A 21,248-nucleotide genomic window follows, 5' to 3' on the forward strand; every position below is an offset into this window, starting at 1 on the left:
GTTCGCGCGGAAACGCGTCTGCTCGCTCGATATCTGGCCAGATCCGTTCGAGCCAATTGACGACGTTCTTTCGGTAACCTACTCGAACGATGCATTCCCTCTAGGACGACGAATCCAGTTCGTACGCTAACGTGTTTCTGCTATCGGCGTGGTGGGTCCGTCGCTCTTCGAGAACTGATTACGGGAGAAGTATTTGTATTCTATGACTTTCATCTATCACTCCAAATATTGATATAAGAATTCTCATCTGACTCGAGACTCGAGACAGCGAGACGTCAACTGGACAGAGGGAACGTTATCGACGAGCGGCGTGTCGCTGATTCGCTCCAGCCGGACAGGATAATCCGAGGAATACGACGATTGTCTGAACCGTCCGTGAACGGATTCTGACGGTAGATCTGGGCGAATGGTCCACGACGACCCGACACATCGTATCCCGTTCGCCGCATCCAGTATTCGAACCGTAACAGGATCAATGGGAGTGCGTCAGCGAGGGTTTTATCGTCCGAACGCCGGTCGGAGTGGTGTCCTCGGGATGTTCCTACTGTGCCGGATTCGAATCGAACTATCATCGTACAATCTATGAGGTCTATTTGACATTAAAGACCTCTCTCTCTCATTCGACTATGGCCGCCAGCATCGCCCCATATCGTCCGACGGTCGAGCGACCTCACTCGCGGGCGGTTCGAGCCAGCAACTGCTGTGCTTCGTCGCGGATCTCCGGGGTCCGCCTGTCGATCCCTTCGCCGGAGAGCACCTCGAGCGCCGTGGTTGTGAGCCAGCGGTGGGACTCCGCCCGGATGACGTTCAACAGGACGAAGAGTTCCGCCCGTCGGCTTTCGGGATCCCAGATCGATCGCTGCAGTCGCGGGTCGTTCGGCGCCGAACGCGCACGCGAGAGGTTCGCCCCGACGCCGGTGTGGAGCCAGTTGGAGTACCGTTCGTAGAATACCTGAACGGCGATTTCTTGCCAGTAGGCTTCGAGCGTCGCCACGTCGGTGGTGATCTCGGCGAGACGGTTGAGGTACGACAGGTAGTCCTCGCGATCCCGAGTTAGCCCGAGCGGGTGGACGACCCCGTCGACGGTCTCGGTCGGCACGAGTTCGACGGCGACCGGCGTCGACCCGTCGAATTCGACCTCCAGGACGAGCCCCCAGGAGGTGTTCTCCTCGTCGGCCATGCTGTCGAACAGGAAGTTACCGAGGCTGTAGAAGATCGCCCCGTCGCCGTACCGTTCCCAGCCCTGGGGGACGTGCGGGTGGTGGCCGACGACGAGATCGGCCCCGATGTCGACGAACTCCCGCAGGAGTCCCTGTAGCTGGGGAGCCGGGAACGGGACGTACTCCACGCCGCTGTGGGCGACGACGATCACGCTGTCGTACTCGCGATCGGCCGCACGGATGGCCTCTCGAGCGCGACGATCGGAGAACCACGCCGCTCCGTGGCCCCGCTCGTCGACGAGGTTGAACTCCTGTTCACAGACGTTGACGATCGCGACCGACGCGTCGGGCCCGACTGCGAGCGGCTCGTACGCTTCATCGGGCGTCGAGCCAACGCCCACGGTCGCGAGGCCGGCGTCGTGAAGTGCCTCGAGCGTCGTCACGACGCCCTCGGGTCCGTAGTCGCGGACGTGATTGTTCGCGAGCGTGCAGACGTCGAAACCGACGTCCGCCACTGTCTCGGCCGTCCCGTCCGGGTTCTCGACGCACGGCCCGCTCTTGTCGATCTGCGTCGCCTCATCTGAGACGATGGGAGCTTCGACGTTGAGGATCGAGACGTCGGCCGCGCCGATCCGTTCCCGAAGGGGCGACGACACCGTTCGATCGGCGGTCGGCCTGTCGGCACGGCTGAGCGCGCAGTCGCCGGCGACGACCATCGACCAGCGGTCACCGCCGCGTCGGTCGCGACCCGTTCCGAGGTCGACTACCGTGGCGAGGTCGTCGCTCACGACGGTCGAGTCTTCGGCACTCGAGTCCTTCGAGCAGTCGCTACTCGTGCCACTCGAGCCTTCGTCACTCATCGGTTTCCTCGCTTCCCTGGCCAGCGGTTTCGGGATCGATTCGGAACCGGCTCTCGAGCGATCGGACGTCCATCGGCCCACCGGTTTTTTCGGCTCGACCATATACCTTTGCTCGAGCGCGGGAAGTTCAGGCCTGGTCGGCGATCCAGTCGAAGACGGCGTCCCGTCGGTCCGTGGAGAACGCCTCGGACGACTCCCCGGTCCCGCTGCCGAGACGGGCTTCGTGGTAATCGAAGCTCAACAGGTCGTCCGGAGCGCGGACCTCGAGTGCCTCGGGCACCCCGTAGAGGTCGTAGACGGACCGGGCTTCGGAGACGCACCGAAGGACGTCCGCTTGTGGATGGGTCCAGTCGAGCGACGGGGCCACCTCGAGCGTCGGTCGGGGTGCGATCAGTCCGAGCACCTCGTGGAAGTCGAACGGGACGCGCTCGGGGTCGTCCCGAAACAGTCCGAGACGGGGTTGCAGCCCGTGCATGTGGGACAGTCGTCCGATCACCGCATTGGCTCGTTCGGCTTCGGAATCGCTCGTCCGGAACGGCGCGAACCCACCGACCGAGGCGACGCCGGCGATGCGCTCGTCGAGGGCTGCCGCGTACAGACCGACGGTGGCCCCGAGCGAGTATCCCAGGACGAAGATCCGGTCGTCGTCGATGCACTCGAGCGCCGAGAGCGTCTCGACGGCGGCCAGCGCGTCGTCGACCAGTTTGCCCATCTTCGACCAGTTCGGGTGACGCTCGTAGAAGTGCTCGCCCTCCTCGATCCGGGTGCCGAAGCCGAGCTGGTCGTACGCGTACAGCGCGAACCCGCGGTCGGTAGCTCCCTCGACCGGGACCTGCCCGCGTCCGCCCGCTCCGTACCCGGTGTTGTAGGCGTAGGGATGCAGCCAGACGATCGCGGGCAACTGTTCGTCCGGGCGGTCGCTATCGGTCGACTGCGGATAGTAGAGGTCGCCCTCGACGCGTTCGCCGTAGGTGCGCGACGGTGACAGCCACCGTTTCTCGACGCCATCCGGCGGGTCGGGTCGGTCGATGACGTCCGCAAGGTAGTCCGGTTTCCCGCCTCGACCCGCCTCCTCGAGCGAGGACGTCGGCGGGTCCGACGCGCGCGGCGGTCGCTCGCCGAGACTCCAGCGGAGTCGCTCTCGAAGAATGGGTTTTCGATCGACCCACGCCTCGACCGTCTCGGCTCGGTTACCGTCGACGTCTATCAGGGGGTCCTCGAGCCCCCGCTTGGGGAATTCGTCGACGTCGACGTCATCGGCCGCCGTCCGACACCACTCCTCGAACGAAAAGTCGTGGTAGAGCCGCGTCGGGTCGTCGTACTCGCCGAGCCAGAACGCGTCGTCGAAGAAGTCCAGGATTTGGTGAATGTCCCGCGTGGCCCTGGCGTGACGACCCTGGCGATACTGCAGGGCGAGTCGGTCGCCGGCGTCCAGGAGGTCGTAGACTGAGTTGGCAGATTGGTACACCTTCGCGACGGCCCACGCGCTCGTCGTCCGCTCGTTCAGCGCCGTGTGGAGCAGACAGGCGCGCGGCGCGACGAGCGAGACGAGGTGGTTGGCGTCGACGGGGAGGCGATTCTCCCGGCCCACGAAGAAGCGCCAGCGCGGGTGAAACCAGCTGCGCCGAAGGCGCGCGTGGACCGACATGTCGCCGGCGTAGCAGTCGTCTCTATCGAACCGCGCTGGAACGACGGCGCCACTCCCGGCGCTACAGGGGGCGACCGCGTCGATTCGCTCGTCGAACGCCGCGGCGATCAGCGACTGCTTGCCGTTTCGCGACGCGCCCGTGATCGCGATCCGATCGTCGTCGACCTCGGGTACCGTCTCGAGGTAGTCGACGACGCGGTGGGCGGCCCACGCTCGCCGGGCGAGCAACTGGAAGTCGTAGTCGGGATAGCACTCGCCGTAGTCCGCCGCGTCGTCCCGGGCGTCGGCCGCCGCGTAGACGACGGCCGCGTAGCCCCGCTGGAGGGCGAGCAGTGCCCACTTGCGGTGGTTCCACTGGGTCATGAACACCGGAAATGTCCCCGTCCCGTCCGGGACCATGAGTTCGAGGTCGAGCGTCAGGTTGTGGTCCGGACCGAATTCGAGTCGGACGTCGCGTATCGTCGCTCCCTCCACGGTCCGAGTGTCAAGTTCGCTCGCCCGAACGTTTCCCGGCGCGGGGGGCATCCGTCCGTAGAGCCAGTACTCGAGTTGCTCCCTGTATCGTTCTCGTAGCTGTTCCCACTCCCCGCTGGTTGTGACCTCGGCCTGGCGTTCCCCTCCGGGTCCGTACCGAACGAGGGGGTCGGGAAGCTCGGCAAGCGCCGGCAACCGCTCGAAGTCGGGCGGAAGTTCGCCCGTTCGTTCCTGCCACGCGAGCCAGCTGTCGTCCCGGTGAGAGAGGCGCGGGTCGGAGCCGTACTCGTCGGCCTCGGGTGCGAGCAGGGGGCGCAGCTCCTCGAGGTACGCCTGTCGGTGTTCGCGCTCCTCGGCCGACGACGGCGGTCCGTGGATTCGTTCGGGGTGTAGCGGGTAGTCGTCCTGGGGTGTGTCTGCGGGCATGGGTCGTCTGGGGTCGCTGGGTACTGGTCGGGCTCGAGACTAAAGTCATTGGGTCGATTCCATCTATTGCACCTATTGCATCTATCGAACCTATTGTATTGTCCTCGAGCCGCGTACCCGCTCGCCGAGCGCCTGCGTGTGCTGTAGGATCCGTTCCTCAGTGTTCGGGTCGAGTGGCCCCGAAAACGTCGACCGGCGGATCGCTCCCTCGCTCTCGTAGCCACCCTCGGCTCTCACTCTGGCCGTCGGCACGTACGTGAACTCGTCGTTCGCGTACCCGGCCACCCAGACCGGTCCCTCGAGGCGATCCTTCAGTTGAATCCCGTACTCGACGAGAACCTCGCCGCCGAGAGCCACCAGCGTGAGGTCGTCGCCGAAGCCGAACGCCTGTATCGGATACGGGTGTTCCGTTCGAATCGTGCCGGTCTCGTCGAGTTCGTCGAGGAGCGCCTCCGCGCGGACGCGCAGGTGTCGCACGTCGCCCTTACGAATCGCCTCGAGTTCGTCCCTGCTCGGCGGGTCCTCGAATTCGAGTTCACAGTCCTCGAAGCCGGTCCTGAGCGGTCCTCGAATCGGCCGTCTTCGGGATTCGATCGCCGCCCGGACGGTTGTGGCCATCGTGCGTCCGTGGTGTTTCGCCAGGTCAACGTCACCGCGTGGATACGGATTCTGGTCGCCGGCACAGCCCAAGAGGCAGAGCGCGGTGACTCCCGGGTATCGCTCCTCGAGGTATCGGCGGGCGAACCCGGCCCAGTCGCCACAGTACTTCGTGAACGAGAGGGTCGTCGTGTGACACGCGTAGCCGAACACGATGGCCGAGGGCGTTGCTCCGTCAGTCCGATCGATCCCTTCGTTGGGTTCGACGACGAGAACCGGAACTTCGTGATCGACCGGCGCGTCGGGGTTTTGCTCGTGGGCGATCCCGTCCTCGACCGGCAGTCGTCGATTCATCGCGAACCCACACCGGGCGTGGCTGTGACTGAGCCGAACCGGCGCTCGGTCCTCGAGTGCCTCGCCGATCACGGCGACCAGTTCGTCCTCGAGTCGTTCGCGATAGTCGGCCGCGTTCGATCGATACCGCTCGACGTCGTCGGCGTACATTCGCACCTTGAAATCCCGGAATTCCGGTCCGCAGTGGGTGTGCGTCGCCGCCAGCACGATGGAATCGGGATCGATACTGTATTTCGCCTCACAGCGCTGCGTGACGGCGTCCCGGATCACTCTCGGGACGAACAACACGTCGGCGGAGACGATGGCCGCGAGCGTTCCCGACTCGTCCTCGAGCGCGAGCGCCGTCGCCTCGAGGTCGTGTTCGACGCCCGTGGCAGGGTCGTCGCGCTTTGCGAAGCCCGCCATCCACATCGGTTGCTCGGGCGTAATGACGCGGGTGGCGGTACCGGCTTGCCACCCGTAACGGCTCGAAGACGTATCGCGTGCGTCCCGTGGCATCGAAGATCGGTTTTCGGTTCGTTCCGATCCCATATGGGTGTGGCGGCGTTTCGTGCTCGAAGCGCTGGAGGTGCTCGGAGCACTCGAAGCACCCGAAGCGTTCGGAGCACTCGAGAACCAGTCCTGGACCGTTAGTGAGCGGTCAGTTCAGGCGGCCAGACTCGAGCAACTGTTACTCCGACTGCGTGGAGGCACCCTGCTGCTCGAAGATCGACACGATCTCCTCGGCAAATTCGACGGCCCGCTCCGGCAGTCCGTACGTCTCCTCGGAGCGATCGATCGCCCGCATCTTTTCGACGAACTCTCGCCGATGGTCCAGGTCGACGATGGTCTCACGGACGTCGAAGGTCACCCTCCCCTCTTCGTCGGTCTCGAGCCACGCCTGGGTTCGTTGCTTCTCGTCGTAGGTGATCGTGTACGTCTCGTTGCCGATCACGTCCACGATGGTATCGAGGTCACCGATCTCGAGGTCCCCCTCGTCGGTCTCGAGGTAGACCGTTCCGCCCTCGACGCGCGTTTCGTAGCGTTTCATACGTTGGCGTAGCGTGGGTCACGCAAAAGTACGTTTGGGTCGCCAGGTCGTGTGACCGATCTTCTTCTGGATCTCTGGATCGGACGAACGGTCTCCCGACGTCCTGGTCAGCCGGTGACGTACCCGAGCAGTGCTTCCCAGAGGGTGGGAAGGCCGTCCCACTCGAGGAACGCCGGCGGCGCCCAGTGGGGCGCACAGTCGGTAGTGAACGCGAACGTCCGTCCGTCTCCGTACGAGCCGACGGCAACCAGGGGATCGTCGCCGACCGTCGCCCAGACATCTGCGTCGGCGTCGGCGACGACCCGGTTGTAGCCGAGGACGGCCGGCCACTCGTCGTCGAGGTCCGCTCCTGGAACCCCTTCGTTCGTCGGCCGAACGCCGGCCGGCGCCTCCACCCGGTCGTCGCCGGGACCGATCGAGACCGGCAGGACGTCGGCGAGCGCGGTGCGATTGTACCGCGCCTGGCCGTTGACGCCCGCGAAACTCATGTAGCCGCCGATCATCCCCAGTGCGCCGCCGTCTTCGACGTACGACGCCATGAGTTCACAGCGGTCGACGTCGGCTTCGCCCCGTCGGACCTGCGGCGTAAGCTGGAGGGTGTCCGCGCCGATGTCGCTCAGGATTACGAGGTCGTACGCCTCGAGTTCGGCTCGCGTGCGAGGGAACTCGCGGGTTGCGACGTGACAGGGCTGGTAAGTCACCGACGCGCCCGCGACCTCGAGGGCTGCGACGAGGTGATCCGGCGCTTCGTCGTAGGACGCCCCGGTGAGGACGTCCTGTCCCTTGATCTCGAAGGTGAGCAGCTGCCAGGACTCACCGGCGAGGAGTACGTTCGTCATGAGTCGCTCGACACGAGGGAGCGTCCGGGTATCAAGCCACCGGTCGTTGTTCACCTTGCGCTGACGTCAGTCGCCAGGAATCGACGTTGGCCCTCATCGAGTCGTTTTCGAGCGCCGAACACCCCACTTTCGTCCCTGCCCGGGGCGACGGCCGAATACTACGCCCCTGGCCGGGTCCACGACAATCTGATGGGCACCTGGGACAGCACGTCCACGAACGACCGATCCCACGTCGTGGGCACCTGAAACGGCTCGAGGAGGCTCGAATTGACCTCGAGTTCCCCATCGACGGAGACTGCGCCGATCAGGCAATGACGACGGTCGAATCGGGTTCACCAACGAGTAGGCGAAGTTGACGTTCCTGGCAGACGTGTACCGTATCGGGATGGTACTTTCGAAGATTGTCCGGCTCCTTGTTTTGAATAGCAAAACAATAGGGTGAGATTTGGTCACAAACTGTTACAAGCGTACGAGAGTCACGTTTTGTTTCCCTGTGACAGTCGTTCTCGGTATAATAGGCCTAAGAAGGCGGTAGTGACGTTCGTTCTCGAGCGTAAACAGCTGTTTATGTGTGGTGAACGGCATCCGGCTTTTTTCACGTTCGCTATTCGGTCGTGACGGCGTTTTCGACTACGGTCGCTCGAGGACAGTGCCAGTGGGGTCGACTCCGTCCACCACTTGTGGTGAACGAGTGTTCGATTTTGGGACCTCGAAACCACCCGTGTGTCGAGAGTGCCACGTCTCTCACCGCAACGTACATTACAACTTGCCACCATGAACCGTTAGTAACGATGCAGCTACGCGAATCGGATCTCCCGCAGGTGAGCCTGACGTGATCCCTCCTGGTCCCCGAACCCGACACGAACCGTGCGAATCGAACACCGTCGGCAGGCAGACAGCGGTGCCGACAACTGTCGCCCGCTACCAGTGGCGAACAATTCAGTGCAACAGGAACGATAACCGTCACCGCGACGCTCGCACGGCCGAACGAACTGGCGACGGCCTGGAGGTAACGAAATGACGGAGCGAGCCATCGGCTACGTCGGCCTCAACCACCACCATGCCGAGCCCTACCTGCAGACCCTCGACGCGCTTCAGGCGAAGGCGACCGTGACGTGTGCGTGCGAACCGAATCCGGCTTTCGATCCGTCCACCGTCGACTCCCTCGGCGACGTCCCGGTCTACGACTCCCTCGAGGCCCTGCTGGCGGCCGAGTCGGTCGACGCGGTCTTCCTCACGCTTCCGAATCGCGATACGCCCGACGCCATCGAACGGGCGCTCGACGACGGGGTCGACGTCTACACGGAGAAGCCGGCGGCCCGCCAGGTGGCCGACCTCGAGCCCGTACTCGAACGGGCCGGGAGCGCCGACGAAACCATCTGCGTGTCGTATCCGTGGCAATCTCACCCGATCGCTCGAGACCTCCGTCGGCTGGTCGAGGATGGCTTCTTCGGCGACGTCCGCGCGTTCGAGGCGCGCTACGTCGCCTCCCAGTTGTCGTTCCGGGACACCGACCACTTCATCTTCGACGAGGACGCGAGTCGCGGTGGCATCCTCCAGTGGCTCGGCATCCACTGGCTCCAGCTGATCGACTACCTCCTCGAGGAACCGATCGTACGCGTCAACGCGAACACGGCGTCGGGTACCGAGGGAGTCGCTGTCGAGGACGTCGCGACGCTCCAGCTCGAGACAGCCGGCGGGGCGATCGGCACGCTTCACTGCGGCTACCACCTCGGCGAGGGCGTCTACGACACCAGATTAGACCTGTACGGAAGCGACGGACGAGGAAGCTGGGACCCGATGGGACGAGAGTTCGGGTTCGACGGCGAGACGACGCTCGAACTCGACGACGCGAGCGGCGAGTGGGCGTGTACACCTCACCGGACGATCACCCACGAGTACGATCCGGCGCCGGGCTACGGCGGGTCGTGGGGCATGGACTTCGTCGAGGCGTTTTTCGAGGCCTGCGACGGAGAGCGCGACCCGCCGGTTACGCTCCAGGACGCCGCCTCGGTCCTTCGCATTCTCGACGCCGCCTACGAGTCCGCAGAAAGCGGCGAGTGGGTCGCCGTCGATACCGACGCTTCCGCGACGTAGCCGCCCTCGAGGCCACCGCCACGCTTATAGGACGGTCGCCGGAACTACGATCCGTTACACCATGAGCGACTACACGGTTGGAATCGTCGGAACCGGGCCACATCCCGAGGACTCGGATCACGACGGCTACTCCATGGGTCACCGTCACGCGCGGAGTTTTCGACGGGCAGACGGCTGTCGGGTGACCGCCTGCGCGGACATCGTGGCCGATCACGCAGCCGCCTTCGGGGACGAGTTCGGTCTCGACGACGACCAGGTCTTCACGGACGTCCAGGCGATGCTCGACGGGGCGGCCCCCGACGTCGTCAGTATCTGCACCCCGCCGTCGACGCACGGGGAGCTGGTCGAAACGTGTGCCCATCACGAGTCGGTGCAGGCAGTCCACTGCGAGAAGCCGATGGCCGAGACGGTCGGTGAGAGTCGGCGTCTCGTCGAGGTCTGTGAAGACGCTGACGTCCAGTTGACGATCAACCTCCAGAACCGGTGCAGCGACGCCGCTGGCGAGATTAAGCGAGTCATCGAGGACGGGGCGATCGGCGACCTCGAGCGCGTCGAGATCGGTCGCCAGGACTTGCTCCAGACGGGGCTCCACCACGTCGACCTCGCGAACTACGTCCTCGGTGACGAACCGGTGGCGTGGGTGCTCGGGCAGATCGACTACCCGGACGAGTACGTCTGGTACACGAACATGCCGTCCGAACGCCAGGGACTCGGCATGTGGGCGTACGAATCCGGCGTTCACGCACTCTGCTCGACGGGTGCGGGTGCCGAGGCCGTCGGTCCCCACACCAATCGCTTCATTGGGACCGACGGCGAGATCGAGTTCCAACTCGGCGACGAGTATCGCATCCGAACAGACGGCGAGTGGCGGACCGTCGAAGTCGGCGGCGACCCCGCCCAGGACGCGGCCATCGTGACGCTCCTCGAAGCCCTCGAGACCGGCGAGGAGCCGATCATCAGCGGCCGACGAGCGCTCGGGTCGACGGAGATCGTCTTCGGTATCTGGGAGTCGGCGCGTAAACGGGGTCGCGTCAGTCTCCCGCTGGAAATCGAGGACAATCCGCTGGCTGCGCTCATCGAGTCGGGGGAGTTGCCGCCGGACGAGTGAGCGGGTGAGTACGCGAGTGCGGGAGTATCCGTATGAGCGAGCCGAGCGACGAGCCGAACGAGCGATGGCATACGAGGGCGAATGACGCCCCTCGAGCGGCGACCGACTGCGTACCCTGCCGCTCCCCCTATCTCTTTGGTGGCGGGGTCACAGTACCCACACATGGAGTACCGACGACTGGGCTCGACCGGACTGACGGTGTCGCCGCTGTGTCTCGGCACCTGGCGGTTCGGTAAGGAGTCGAACGGAAGGCTCGAGACGGATCGCGAGACCGCACACGACCTGCTGGACGCAGCCTGGGAGCAGGGGATCAACTTCGTCGACACGGCCAACAGCTACGGCGGCGGGCGGAGCGAACGCTGGATCGGCGAGTGGCTCGCCGACCACGATCGGGAGGACTTCGTGATCGCGAGCAAAGTCTGGTGGCGAACGCACGGCGTGCCCGAGACGAGCCTCTCGCGGAAGTCGATCCGCTCGGAGATCCAGAACACGCTCGAACGACTCGACACGGACTACCTCGACGTCTACTACATCCACCGCTTCGACGACGGGACGCCCCTCCGAGAGACGCTGCGAACTCTCGACGACCTCGTCCGGGAGGGCACCGTTCGCTACCTCGGAGCATCCGCGGGCGCGGCCTGGAAACTGACGAAGGCACTGTGGGAAAGTGATCGCGAGGATCTCGAGCGATTCGAGATTACTCAACCGCGATTCAACGCCGCTTACCGGGACGAGGTCGCCGACTACCTCGACGTCTGTGCCGACCAGGGCCTGGCGGTCTGTCCGTACTCGCCACTCGAGGGTGGCTTCCTCACGGGGAAGTACGACCGCGACGGCAAGGTGCCCACCGGATCGCGGGGCGACCTGGACGGGTGGGACGACCGGTTCGACGAGCGGCAGTGGCGCGTCCTCGAGGCCGTCCGGTCGGTCGCGACCGAGACCGGGGCGACTCCCGCGCAGGTCGCCCTCCGGTGGTGTATGGATCGTGACCGATTCACCTGCGTTCCCATCGTCGGCGCCCGGACGGTCGACCAGCTCGAGGAGAACGCGGGGGCGGTTGATCTGTCGGTGACCGACGACCAGCTGAAGCGGATCACGGACGCCTACGCCGACGCGGAGGGAGCGCAATGACGATTCGCGTCGGCCTGTGTACGATCTCTGCCAAAGAGCGCCCCCTCGAGGAGGTACTCGAGCTGGCCAGCGACGCCGGTTACGACGGCGTCGAAATCTGGGGCCGCGATCACGTCGGCGACGGCTCCGAGGCGACCTGCGAGCGGATCGACGAGGCGGCGAGCGCTCGCGGCCTCGAGATCGCCTCGTACGGCTCGTACCTGCGCTGTGGCAGCGACGACTTCGCCGACGACCTCGAGCACGAACTCGCGGTGACCGACCGCCTCGACACGGACATTATCCGGGTCTGGGCCGGCAGCCAGGAGTACGGCGATCACGACGAGGACCACTGGGATCGGGTCGTCGCCGACCTCGAGCGACTGACCGAGCGCGCCGCCGACTACGACGTCGAGATCACCGTCGAGAAGCACAACAACACGGTCACGCACACCCGCGAAGGAGCCAGACGGCTGATCGAGGCGATCGACGACGAGCGCTGTCGCCTGAACTACCAGCCGGGCTTTTCGATTCCAGCACCCGAACTCGAGCGCGAGGCCCGGGAACTCGCGCCGCTCTCGAATCAGCTCCACCTCCAGACGACGCGTGAGCGAACCGAACGCGCTCGCGCCACGCTCGCGGAGGCGTACTACGACCTCGAGGCGATCCTCGAGCCGTTCCTCGAGGGCGGGTTCGCCGGATTCGCGAACGTGGAGTTCGTGACCGACGACCGTTCCTACCGGGAGGCGATCGAGGCCGACCTTGAGACCGTCCGATCCATCGTCTCGACGGGACGGTAACGTATTTCACCCTCCAGTGTTTCGTACCGGTCAACAAATATGTACGCACTCCGAGTAGCGCTGTTGAACGCCTCGTACAACGACGAGGCGACGGCGCGGAACTTCGATCGAGACGTACGAGCCGAGGTCCACTCGTTCGCGGTGGACGAAGGCGACCTCCCCGAGACCTACGACTACGATGCCGTGGTCGTCAGCGGGTCTGGCGCGTCGGTCTACGGCGACGAACCGTGGATTCCGCCACTGCTCGAGTGGGTGGACGAGGCGATCGATCGCGACCTTCCCGTGCTCGGCGTCTGTTTCGGCCACCAGTTGCTCGCACACGTCCTCGGCGGCCGAGTCGAACCGATGGGCGAGTACGAGATCGGCTACCGGGAGATCGAACGCGTCGGCGACTCGCAGTTGCTGTCGAGTCTCCCCGACCGGTTCCTGGCGTTCACCACCCACTCCGACGAGGTGACGAAACTCCCGCCTGGAGCCGAACTCACGGCCGAGAACGACTACTCGATACACGGCTTCCGCGCCGGCCACATCTTCGGCGTCCAGTTCCACCCCGAGTACGACCGCGCGACCGCCGAACGGATTACTCGCGAGAAGGACCTGCCCGAGGAACGAATCGCCGCGGTCCTCGACGGAATTACCGAAGAGAACGTCGTCACGGCGGCCGACGCCAAAGTGCTGTTCGACAACTTCCTCGAGTACGTCGAGGCGCTGTCGGCCGAGCGGCCGACGAACGAATCGCGAGCCTGATCGTTTTTCGAGTACTCTACTGGTTCAACCTAACCGCTCGAGTACTCCGCCGTTCCACCCGAACACCGCTCGAGCGCCGTAATGTTTCGACCGAACCTCACTCGCTCGCTCGTCGGAACACGCGACGACGTGCGAGTCAGGTGCGCTGACTGGGGGTCGGGAGGCGCTCGACGAAGGGCGGGATCACGAACGCGAGGGAAGAAAATCGGGACTACGAACGTGAGAAGAGAAAACCGAGACCGTGAACGCGTGGACAGAAAAACGGGAACCGCGACCGCCTACTCCCGCGACCACACCGACGTCAGCGGAATCCGAACGTCGTCGCCTTCCTCGATAATGTAGTTGTACCCGCCGTCCTCGAGCTGGTCTGGATCGACGAAATCACGGGTGAAGGTCTTCTCGCCGACGTCGACCGTCATCAGGTTTCCGCGCCCGTCCTCCAGGGCCTCAATCGGGTAGGAACCGTTCCCTCGGCCACGCTGATCGCGACCAAGGATCGGGTTCTCTGGATCGGGTTCGCCCCGCCAGGGGTCGCGCTGGTCGTTGTCGACGTAGACGAACCCGGTGTGGCGATCGAGGAGGCCCGTATCGGCGACAATTCGGATCGTGAGCTCGTTCTCGAGACTCATCTCCCGGGTGAAGTCCTCGACGGTGCCTCGGACGAACCCCTCGGCTTCCTGGATGAGCGGTGATTCGTCGAGGGGCTCGAGGTGCGTTCCGTCCTGGACGTAGGCGTACTCGGGCTCGCCGTCTTCGACCGAGTAGAGGCCGAAGAAGCCCTTGAACTCGAACGTGTCGTCGACGGTCAGCGTGTCGGTCTTCTCGAACGAACAGACGACGTAGTCGGTGCGCCCGTTCGTCAGCTCGACTCTGACGGCGTGGCCCGGCCCGCCCGAGACCGGAACTTCCTCGATCGACTCGACGACCCGGTCGCCGTCGTAGTGTTCGATCACGGAGGTGTACGTCGTCTGGAGGTCCGATCCGCGCCGGTTGAGGAAGGCGTACCTGAGACTGGACTCTGGCGCGGCGCCGCCGGAGCTGTTCGGTGGATACCCGTTGGCCAGTTCGACGTCGTCGAAGTCGCCGAACGACGTGAGTCGCAGGTGAACGCCGTCAGCGTCGTCGTCACGCAGATTGAAGTGATCCTCGACGTCCCAGTCGAGGACGACTCGGTCTGCGGGGTCGTCGTCACGCTCGACCTGGTCGAAGTAGTTGAGCCCGGAGCCCCGCGAGTCCGGCGACCGCGGACTGTTGTACGACGAATCTGCGTACGGAACGTTCTCGCCGGCAAGCGTTCCGCCGTCCTGGGCCTCGAGATCGAGGCCTTCGGTGGCGAGGTCGGCTTTCGTCGTGTGGAAGCTGTAGCGGTGGTCGTCGCCGCCAGCGACGCGGAAGAAGTCCACGGCGTAGGAGTGTTCTTCGTCAACGGTGATCGACGCGGTCGTTCGCCGGTACTCGTCGGCTTCCTCGTAGACGTGGGGTGCCTCGACGTCGATCAGGTTCACCCGCTCGTCGTCACCCTCGAAGTGTCGAGGCGTGCCGACCCAGTGGTGATCCTGGCCGCGCTCGTTGACCACGACCGTGTTGTGGCTGATCGTGTTGTCCGTGAAGAACTGCCGAGGCGGATAGGTGCCAGTAGCCTCCGGATAGCCGAGGTCTCGCGAGAGTTCCATCTGGTGGGCCGCGACGCCGATCTGTAGCGTGTCGCGGTGGGCGTGGGGGGTTCCACCACCGCCGATTCCGTTGCGGCCGTAGTACATCCAGAACGCGCGCTTCGCGTTCCCCAGTTCGGCCGCGTCCCGACGTTCGCGGGCTTCTTCGTCGAGCAACGTCAGGTAGTACAGCGCCATCTTGTAGCCCCCGGAGTCGTCGTTGTTGCCGACGCACTCGAAGCGCATCGTGTTGGTTCCCGCGGGCAACTCGAGCAGGTACGAGATGGTGTCTCGACCGCTGCCATCGGCCATGAAGTCGATGGTGTCGACGTACTCGCCGTTGACGGACAGGTCGTAGATGCCGTAGGTGCTGACGAACAGCGTCTCGAGCTCGAGTTCGTACTCGTCGGCGTCTGCGACGTCGAACTCGAACGTCCACCACTCGCCCGCCTGGCTGGCTTCGAACTGGATCGCCTCGTCGAAGCTGTCGTTGATCGGCGCGGAGGCCTCGGCGAACAGGTCGGACGTGTCGTAGGTCTCGCCGAAGGATTCGGTCGTGTAGTTCTCGCCGTCCCGGAGCGCGGCGAAACCGAAGCCGGCGAGGTTCTGACTCGGCAGGTCGAGGGGTCCCTCGGCGTCGACGATCGACTGGATCTCCTCGGCGAGTCCGTCGGGTTCGGCGTCGTAGATCGAGCCCCTGATTCCGGCCGTGGAGTAGCCGTTCGAGTAGTGCCACAGCTTGGCGAATCGGGAGTCGCCCGTCACCTCGTAGCCGTCCGAAATGCCACTCTGGCTCATCTCGTTGCCCGCCGGGTGGTGGGTGTCCCCGAGCGCGGGCGAGAACTCGTCCAGAAGGAGGAGATCCGAGTTGATCTTGAGTGCGCTCTGGAACTTCGGATGCTGGTAGAGATCGGCGCCGTCGAACCCGTCGTAGCCTTGCAGGTTCTGGGCGACCTGCAGGATAGAGGACATCCGGATCCGGTTGTAGCCGAGGGAGCCCTCGTGCCAGTACCCATCGCGGTCGCACTGGTCGACGATCGGGGCGAGCACGTTTCCACCCGTCGTGTACCAGTTCTCGGGTTCCTCGTTCCAGACATCACCGTCGAAGTACTCGTTGCCGGGCTGGAAGATCCACTCGATGGCCTCCCGCGTGTAGCCGTTCTCACGCGTGTCGTCGAGCACCCGGGCCGAAATCGCGAGTGCCGATAACTGACCCCGCCCCGGGGCGATCTGGGAGGCTTTCGCGGCCGGGAAGATCTCTTTGATGTAGTTCTCCTCGATGTTCTCTCGAATACGTGCAACCGAATCCTTGGCGGCCAGTCCGGGGTATTCGTCGGTCTTTCCGTCGAGGAAGCTCACGACGTCGTCCGCGACGGTAGGATCGTCGAGCGCGGGGAAGAACGCGTCGTAGGCGACCAGCAGCCGCCGGGCGAGGTTGCCCTCCCAGTGTGACCCGATGATGCGACCGGTCTGGCGGCCGCCGTGGCTGTTCCAGAAGCCGTGGGCGTTCTGCTGGTAGTCCGCGATCGTCATCTCGGGGTAGACGTCCGCGATGCGATCCATGAGTACCAGTCCGGCGACCGCATACTCCGATTCCTCGGTGAGCAGGTAAGCGTCGACCAGCGCGTCGAGAATCCGACGAACTCCGCCGGGGCGCCAGACGAACCAGTGGTTGTAATAGGCGACGAAGTTCCATCGGTTGCCCTCGCCCATCCCGAGGTCGTCGTTCTCGTCGACCCAGCCCCAGCCGTCGTCGACGCCCCAGCCGTCGCCCATCTCGGGGTGTTCCTCGTTGACCAGCAGCGAGTCGTCAGCGAGGTCGGGGTCGAACATTCCCCGGTCGTCGAGGCCGCTCTCGCGGTAGGCGCCGAAGTCGTTCGTCGGTACCGTCAGCTTTCCATCACCGTGGGGGTCGTCGACGTTCGTCTCTATCTTCCACAGGCGGTCGGTGCCGGGGTCGCTATCGCCGCCCAGGACGAGGCGTTCGTTCGACAATCCACCACCACGGGGAACCTGCTGGGACGTAACGAGGCTCCACAGGCTGTCGAGGTCGGGGCCGTACTTCTCGAGGTAGCTATCGGCCGACTCGACGGCGTTGTCGCGCTGACCCGCGGCCCAGTCGTAGCGCTCGATGTTCCGTCGGGCGTTCGCGCGCATCGTCTCGGTCCACATCGTCGGTCGCGTTTTGCGGTGATAGCGGTCGTCGTCTGCGGCCACGGTGGCGGTGCCCGTCGGGACCAATCCGGCGAGCAACCCGGCGCTGGTTGCCGCCAGTACCGATCGTCGCGAGAGATTCGGATTCGTCGGGGGGTTCCGAACCGCGCCCAGCTGATCGATTTCCCACTGGTGGTCGTCACCCGTTTCGGAAGGGTGCTCCTCACGCTCACGCTCACGTTGCTTGCGCTGTGACATCAAATAACACTCTAACTCGTAGGATATATAGATTTTCGTGGTTGAGATACATTTTCACAATAACACGAAACGATAGGTCTCTTCGGAGCGAGAACAGGTGGCTCGAGACGGAACGAGGATGCGCGTCCAACGGCTAGTCAGCGGGGCAGTTGCCGTCCACGAGCGGTGGATTTAGGACGCAGGCCGCGAATTGGGTGCGCATGAGCCTCGATTTACTCGTCGAGAACGCACGGATCGTCGACGGTACGGGTGCGCCCTGGTTTCGTGGCGCGGTCGGCGTCGTCGACGGTCGCATCGATCGAATCGTAACGGCTCCCGACCCCGGCCTCGACGCCGACACGCGGATCGACGCCGACGGGAGCGTCGTTTCCCCGGGCTTCATCGACGCCCACTCCCACTCCGACCTCGAGCTGTTCGCTGACCCCTCACTCGCGCCGAAGACCCGGCAGGGGATCACCACCGAAATCCTCGGCCAGGACGGGTTCTCGATGGCCCCGCTCTACCGCGAGGAGGGCATCGGCCCGTGGCAGGAGTACCTCAGCGGCCTCGCGGGGCGACTCGAGCGCGAGTGGACGTGGAACTCCCTCGGCGAGTACCTCGACGCGGTCGACGACGCGAACATCGCGCCGAACATCGCGACGCTGGTCGGCCACGGCACCGCCCGCTACGACGTGCTCGGCATGGACGATGTCCAGCCGACCGACGACGAACTCGAAGAGATGGCAGCGCTCGTCCGCGAGGGGCTCGAGGACGGGGCGATCGGCTTCTCGACGGGGCTCGTCTACACGCCGCAGGTGTACTCGGAGACCGAGGAAGTGTCCCGACTCGCGGCCGAACTCGCTCCCTACGGGCGGCCGTTCGTCGCCCACATCCGTAGCGAGGGTCGCTGGATCTGGGAGGCGCTCGACGAGTTCGTCGACATCGGCGCCGAGCACGACATTCCGCTCCAGGTTTCGCACTTCAAAGTCACCGGCAGCGAACAGCAGGGGAAGGCCGACCGCCTGCTCGCACAGGTCGAGATCGCCCGCGAGCGCGGCGTGGACGTCACCGCAGACCAGTACCCCTACACCGCGGGCAGTAGCATGCTGACGTCGCTGTTGCCGCCGTGGGTCCAGTCGGGCGACGCCGACGCCCTTCGCGAGACGCTCACAGATTCCGACCAGCGCGAGGAGATTCGTCGAGACATCGAGGAGTGGCGAATCGACGGCTGGGAGAACGTCGGCGGCAAGACCGGCTGGGACCGCATCGAGGTGACGAATCTCACCTCCGAGGCGTTCGGCGACGCGAGCGGCCGAGACATCGCATCCATCGCGACCGAACGCGACAGCACACCGATTGACGTCCTCTGTGACGTTCTGCTCGCGGAGGACTTCGAGGCGTCGATGATCGCCCACGGGTTGATCGAAGAGGACGTCCGGACGATCATGCAGAGCGAGCGCGTCATGGTCGGCACCGACGGCCTGTTCGGGGCCCGTCCCCACCCCCGCGTCTACGGCTCGTTCCCTCGCATCCTGGCGAAGTACGTCCGCCAGGAGAACCTCCTGTCGCTCGAGGAGGCCGTCCGGTCGATGACGTCGCTCCCCGCTCGAGCGATGGGACTCGATTCGAAGGGCGTGCTTCGTCCGGGCCTCGACGCGGATCTGGTCGTCTTCGATCCGGCGGTGGTCGACGACCGCGCGACGTTCGACGATCCGGAGCAGTACCCGCTCGGGATCGAGCACGTCGTGGTCGACGGGACGCCGATCGTTCGCGACAGCGAGGACACCGGCGCTCGGCCTGGCGGCGCAATTCGGGCCTGACGACCGCTCGAGCGATCCGACCCCGCTCGGGACGATTCCGACTCCACTCGACCGGTCGATTACTGGCGGGATCGAAAGAACGTTGGTGTCTCGCGGGAATGCTCGAGTGACAATGCGAACGGTACGATTCAGCGACCAGACTGGCTACGCACGACGCGGTGAGTGGACTGACGACGGCATCGTCGCCGACGGCAAGACGTACGATCCCGACGAGGTGGACGTCCTCCCACCGTCGGAACCGACGAAGATTATCTGCCAGGCCGGCGGCTACATGGACCACCGCCGGGAGTCGGGCTTCGACGACCGACCGGAGCGTCCGGAACTCTTCCTGAAGACGCCCAACTGCGTCGTCGCCCACGGCGATGCCATCGAACTGCCACCCGGGCGCGAGAGCGTCGAGTTCGAGGCCGAGTTCGGCGTCGTCATCGCCGAGCAGTGTCGCGACGTCTCGGTCGACGACGCGATGGACGTCGTCGAGGGCTTCACCTGCCTCAACGACATCTCGAACCGGGACGACCAGGCCGAGGAGCGCAACTGGGTGCGCGGGAAGGCCTTCGACGCCTCGCTCCCGATGGGGCCCGTGGTGGCCACACCGGACGAAGTGCCCGACGATGCCACCCTCGAGTTGCGCCTGAACGGCGAGACGAAACAGGAGAGCACCCGCGAACACCTGATCTTCACGGTGCCGGAATTAGTCTCGGACGTCTCGGAACTCATCACCCTCGAGCCGGGCGACGTCATCGCGACCGGGACGCCCTTCGGGCCGGACGAGCTAAGCGAGGGCGACGTCGTCGAGGTCGAGTTCGAAGGCGTCGGCGTCCTCGAGAACCGGGTGATCGCCCGATGACGCTCGAGGGGGACACGATCTACGACGACCTCGGCGTCCCGCCGGTCGTCAACGCGACCGGCACCAAGACGCGGATCGGCGGCACGCTCATCCGGGAGGAATCCCTCGAGGCCATGAATCGCGCGGCGGAGGCGTTCGTCCGCCTCTCGGACCTGCAGGCAGCGGCCTCCGAGCGCATCGCCGAGGCGACCGGGGCCGACGCCGGCTACGTCACCAACGGCGCGAGTTCCGCGCTCACGCTGGCGGCGGCCGCGTGCATCGCCGGTGACGACCTCGAGGTCATGGCGCAGTTGCCCGAAACCGAGGACGTGGCGAGCGAGATCGTGATGCCTCGAACCCACCGAAACGGCTACGATCACGCCCTACGCGTCGCCGGCGCCGAGATCGTCGACGTCGGGGCGAACGACTACACCCTCGGGACCGGGTCCGAGAACACCGAGCCGTGGGAGATCGAGGCGGCGATCACCGACGAGACCGTCGCGGTGGCCTACATGGAGAAACCCTACACGCGACCGCCGCTCGATACGGTCGTCGAGATCGCCCACGACCACGACGTCCCGGTCATCGTCGACGCGGCGGCCGAGTTGCCGCCGACCGAGAACCTCTCGAAATTCGTCGAGCAGGGTGCCGACCTCGTCGCCTTCAGCGGCGGGAAGGCGATCCGCGGGCCGCAGTCGTCGGGCATCCTCGCCGGACGCGAGGACCTGATCAAATCGGTTGCCCGCCAGCACCTCGACATGCACGCCTCAGAACCCGTGTACGACCCGCCCGAGAGCCTCGTCGACGTCGACGACCTCCCCGGCGTCCCTCGGCAGGGAATCGGCCGATCGATGAAGGTCGGCAAGGAGGAACTGGCCGGACTGATCGCCGCGCTCGACGCGTTCATCGAGCAGGACGACCAGGCGGTACTCGAGGAGTGGCACGACCGCGCCGAGCGAATCGCCGGCCAACTCGAGGGAATCGACTGTCTCGACGCCGACCTCGCCAACGCCGGGAAGACCGACGCGGTCACGAGCGTCGTCGTGACCGTGGACGAGGAGCGGTCGCCGGTCGACACCGTGTCACTGGTCGGGGGGCTTCGGGCGGAGAACCCACGAATATTCGTCGGCGCCGACGACGTCCACCAGTCCCAGTTCACGATCAACCCGCGGTGTCTCCCAGATGACCAGGCCGAGTACGTCGTCGAGCGGATTGCTGCTCACGTCGGTTCCGGGGCCGAGTAGGGCCGCCTTGAGACGTCACCGATGGACGACGACGTCGAGCCGGCAACAGACCAAACACCTATTCTCTT

Annotated in this window: 14 protein-coding genes; 8 read left to right on the top strand and 6 right to left on the bottom strand. The window is 65.1% G+C overall.

The annotated features are described in order from the left end of the window. Nucleotides 1-670: 670 nt before the first annotated feature. The 5 genes from ACFQO4_RS17430 to ACFQO4_RS17450 form a co-directional block, all read right to left on the bottom strand. Nucleotides 671-2,020, bottom strand: a complete 1,350-nt coding sequence (locus tag ACFQO4_RS17430; RefSeq protein ID WP_500262131.1) for a CapA family protein — start codon at nt 2,018-2,020, stop codon at nt 671-673. A 127-nt stretch (nt 2,021-2,147) separates the two neighbouring features. Continuing rightward, nucleotides 2,148-4,568, bottom strand: a complete 2,421-nt coding sequence (locus ACFQO4_RS17435; RefSeq protein WP_500262132.1) for an alpha/beta hydrolase — start codon at nt 4,566-4,568, stop codon at nt 2,148-2,150. A 90-nt stretch (nt 4,569-4,658) separates the two neighbouring features. Then, on the bottom strand, nt 4,659-6,017 hold the full coding sequence (locus tag ACFQO4_RS17440; protein WP_500262133.1) for a neutral/alkaline non-lysosomal ceramidase N-terminal domain-containing protein: 1,359 nt from the start codon (nt 6,015-6,017) through the stop codon (nt 4,659-4,661). Between the two features lie 172 nt (nt 6,018-6,189). Next, on the bottom strand, nt 6,190-6,549 hold the full coding sequence (locus tag ACFQO4_RS17445) for a hypothetical protein (RefSeq protein ID WP_500262134.1): 360 nt from the start codon (nt 6,547-6,549) through the stop codon (nt 6,190-6,192). A gap of 107 nt (nt 6,550-6,656) precedes the next feature. Continuing rightward, nucleotides 6,657-7,442, bottom strand: a complete 786-nt coding sequence (locus ACFQO4_RS17450) for a glutamine amidotransferase (RefSeq protein ID WP_500262135.1) — start codon at nt 7,440-7,442, stop codon at nt 6,657-6,659. Nucleotides 7,443-8,405: 963 nt separating this feature from the next. Here ACFQO4_RS17450 and ACFQO4_RS17455 point away from each other — a divergent pair. The 5 genes from ACFQO4_RS17455 (at nt 8,406) to ACFQO4_RS17475 (ending at nt 13,247) form a co-directional block, all read left to right on the top strand. Next, entirely contained in the window at nt 8,406-9,485 is a 1,080-nt protein-coding gene (locus tag ACFQO4_RS17455) for a Gfo/Idh/MocA family protein (RefSeq protein WP_500262136.1), read from the top strand. Nucleotides 9,486-9,546: 61 nt separating this feature from the next. Then, nucleotides 9,547-10,593, top strand: coding sequence for a Gfo/Idh/MocA family protein (locus ACFQO4_RS17460; RefSeq protein WP_500262137.1), 1,047 nt, complete (start codon nt 9,547-9,549; stop codon nt 10,591-10,593). A gap of 162 nt (nt 10,594-10,755) precedes the next feature. Continuing rightward, complete coding sequence (locus ACFQO4_RS17465; protein WP_500262138.1) at nt 10,756-11,724, top strand: aldo/keto reductase; 969 nt, start codon at nt 10,756-10,758, stop codon at nt 11,722-11,724. Continuing rightward, a complete protein-coding gene (locus ACFQO4_RS17470; RefSeq protein WP_500262139.1) occupies nt 11,721-12,500 on the top strand; it encodes a sugar phosphate isomerase/epimerase family protein in 780 nt (259 codons plus the stop codon). The genes ACFQO4_RS17465 and ACFQO4_RS17470 overlap by 4 nt, the downstream gene beginning before the upstream one ends. A 39-nt stretch (nt 12,501-12,539) precedes the next feature. Continuing rightward, complete coding sequence (locus tag ACFQO4_RS17475; protein WP_500262140.1) at nt 12,540-13,247, top strand: type 1 glutamine amidotransferase; 708 nt, start codon at nt 12,540-12,542, stop codon at nt 13,245-13,247. Between the two features lie 278 nt (nt 13,248-13,525). Here the strand turns inward: ACFQO4_RS17475 and ACFQO4_RS17480 are convergent, their stop codons facing one another. Then, on the bottom strand, nt 13,526-17,311 hold the full coding sequence (locus tag ACFQO4_RS17480; protein ID WP_500262141.1) for a carbohydrate-binding protein: 3,786 nt from the start codon (nt 17,309-17,311) through the stop codon (nt 13,526-13,528). 200 nt (nt 17,312-17,511) lie between these two features. Between ACFQO4_RS17480 and ACFQO4_RS17485 the strand changes: the two genes are divergently transcribed. From ACFQO4_RS17485 to ACFQO4_RS17495, 3 genes are all read left to right on the top strand, one after another. Further along, nucleotides 17,512-19,110, top strand: a complete 1,599-nt coding sequence (locus ACFQO4_RS17485) for an N-acyl-D-amino-acid deacylase family protein (RefSeq protein WP_500262142.1) — start codon at nt 17,512-17,514, stop codon at nt 19,108-19,110. Nucleotides 19,111-19,222: 112 nt separating this feature from the next. Further along, on the top strand, nt 19,223-19,957 hold the full coding sequence (locus tag ACFQO4_RS17490; protein WP_500262143.1) for a fumarylacetoacetate hydrolase family protein: 735 nt from the start codon (nt 19,223-19,225) through the stop codon (nt 19,955-19,957). Then, nucleotides 19,954-21,180 carry an aminotransferase class V-fold PLP-dependent enzyme gene (locus tag ACFQO4_RS17495; protein ID WP_500262144.1) on the top strand — a complete coding sequence of 409 codons (1,227 nt, stop codon included), beginning with the start codon at nt 19,954-19,956 and terminating at the stop codon, nt 21,178-21,180. Before ACFQO4_RS17490 ends, ACFQO4_RS17495 begins: the two co-directional genes overlap by 4 nt. The last annotated feature ends 68 nt before the right edge of the window (nt 21,181-21,248 follow it).

Source organism: Saliphagus sp. GCM10025334, from assembly GCF_042663485.1.
Lineage (GTDB): Archaea > Halobacteriota > Halobacteria > Halobacteriales > Natrialbaceae > Natronosalvus.

Bases quoted from the DNA above. Each gene is read 5' to 3' on its own strand.
- ACFQO4_RS17495 (WP_500262144.1), top strand. From the start codon at position 19,954: ATGACGCTCGAGGGGGACACGATCTACGACGACCTCGGCGTCCCGCCG.
- ACFQO4_RS17485 (WP_500262142.1), top strand. From the start codon at position 17,512: ATGAGCCTCGATTTACTCGTCGAGAACGCACGGATCGTCGACGGTACG.
- ACFQO4_RS17440 (WP_500262133.1), bottom strand. From the start codon at position 6,017: ATGCCACGGGACGCACGCGATACGTCTTCGAGCCGTTACGGGTGGCAA.
- ACFQO4_RS17490 (WP_500262143.1), top strand. From the start codon at position 19,223: ATGCGAACGGTACGATTCAGCGACCAGACTGGCTACGCACGACGCGGT.
- ACFQO4_RS17455 (WP_500262136.1), top strand. From the start codon at position 8,406: ATGACGGAGCGAGCCATCGGCTACGTCGGCCTCAACCACCACCATGCC.
- ACFQO4_RS17430 (WP_500262131.1), bottom strand. From the start codon at position 2,020: ATGAGTGACGAAGGCTCGAGTGGCACGAGTAGCGACTGCTCGAAGGAC.
- ACFQO4_RS17465 (WP_500262138.1), top strand. From the start codon at position 10,756: ATGGAGTACCGACGACTGGGCTCGACCGGACTGACGGTGTCGCCGCTG.
- ACFQO4_RS17475 (WP_500262140.1), top strand. From the start codon at position 12,540: ATGTACGCACTCCGAGTAGCGCTGTTGAACGCCTCGTACAACGACGAG.
- ACFQO4_RS17480 (WP_500262141.1), bottom strand. From the start codon at position 17,311: ATGTCACAGCGCAAGCAACGTGAGCGTGAGCGTGAGGAGCACCCTTCC.
- ACFQO4_RS17470 (WP_500262139.1), top strand. From the start codon at position 11,721: ATGACGATTCGCGTCGGCCTGTGTACGATCTCTGCCAAAGAGCGCCCC.
- ACFQO4_RS17460 (WP_500262137.1), top strand. From the start codon at position 9,547: ATGAGCGACTACACGGTTGGAATCGTCGGAACCGGGCCACATCCCGAG.
- ACFQO4_RS17435 (WP_500262132.1), bottom strand. From the start codon at position 4,568: ATGCCCGCAGACACACCCCAGGACGACTACCCGCTACACCCCGAACGA.
- ACFQO4_RS17445 (WP_500262134.1), bottom strand. From the start codon at position 6,549: ATGAAACGCTACGAAACGCGCGTCGAGGGCGGAACGGTCTACCTCGAG.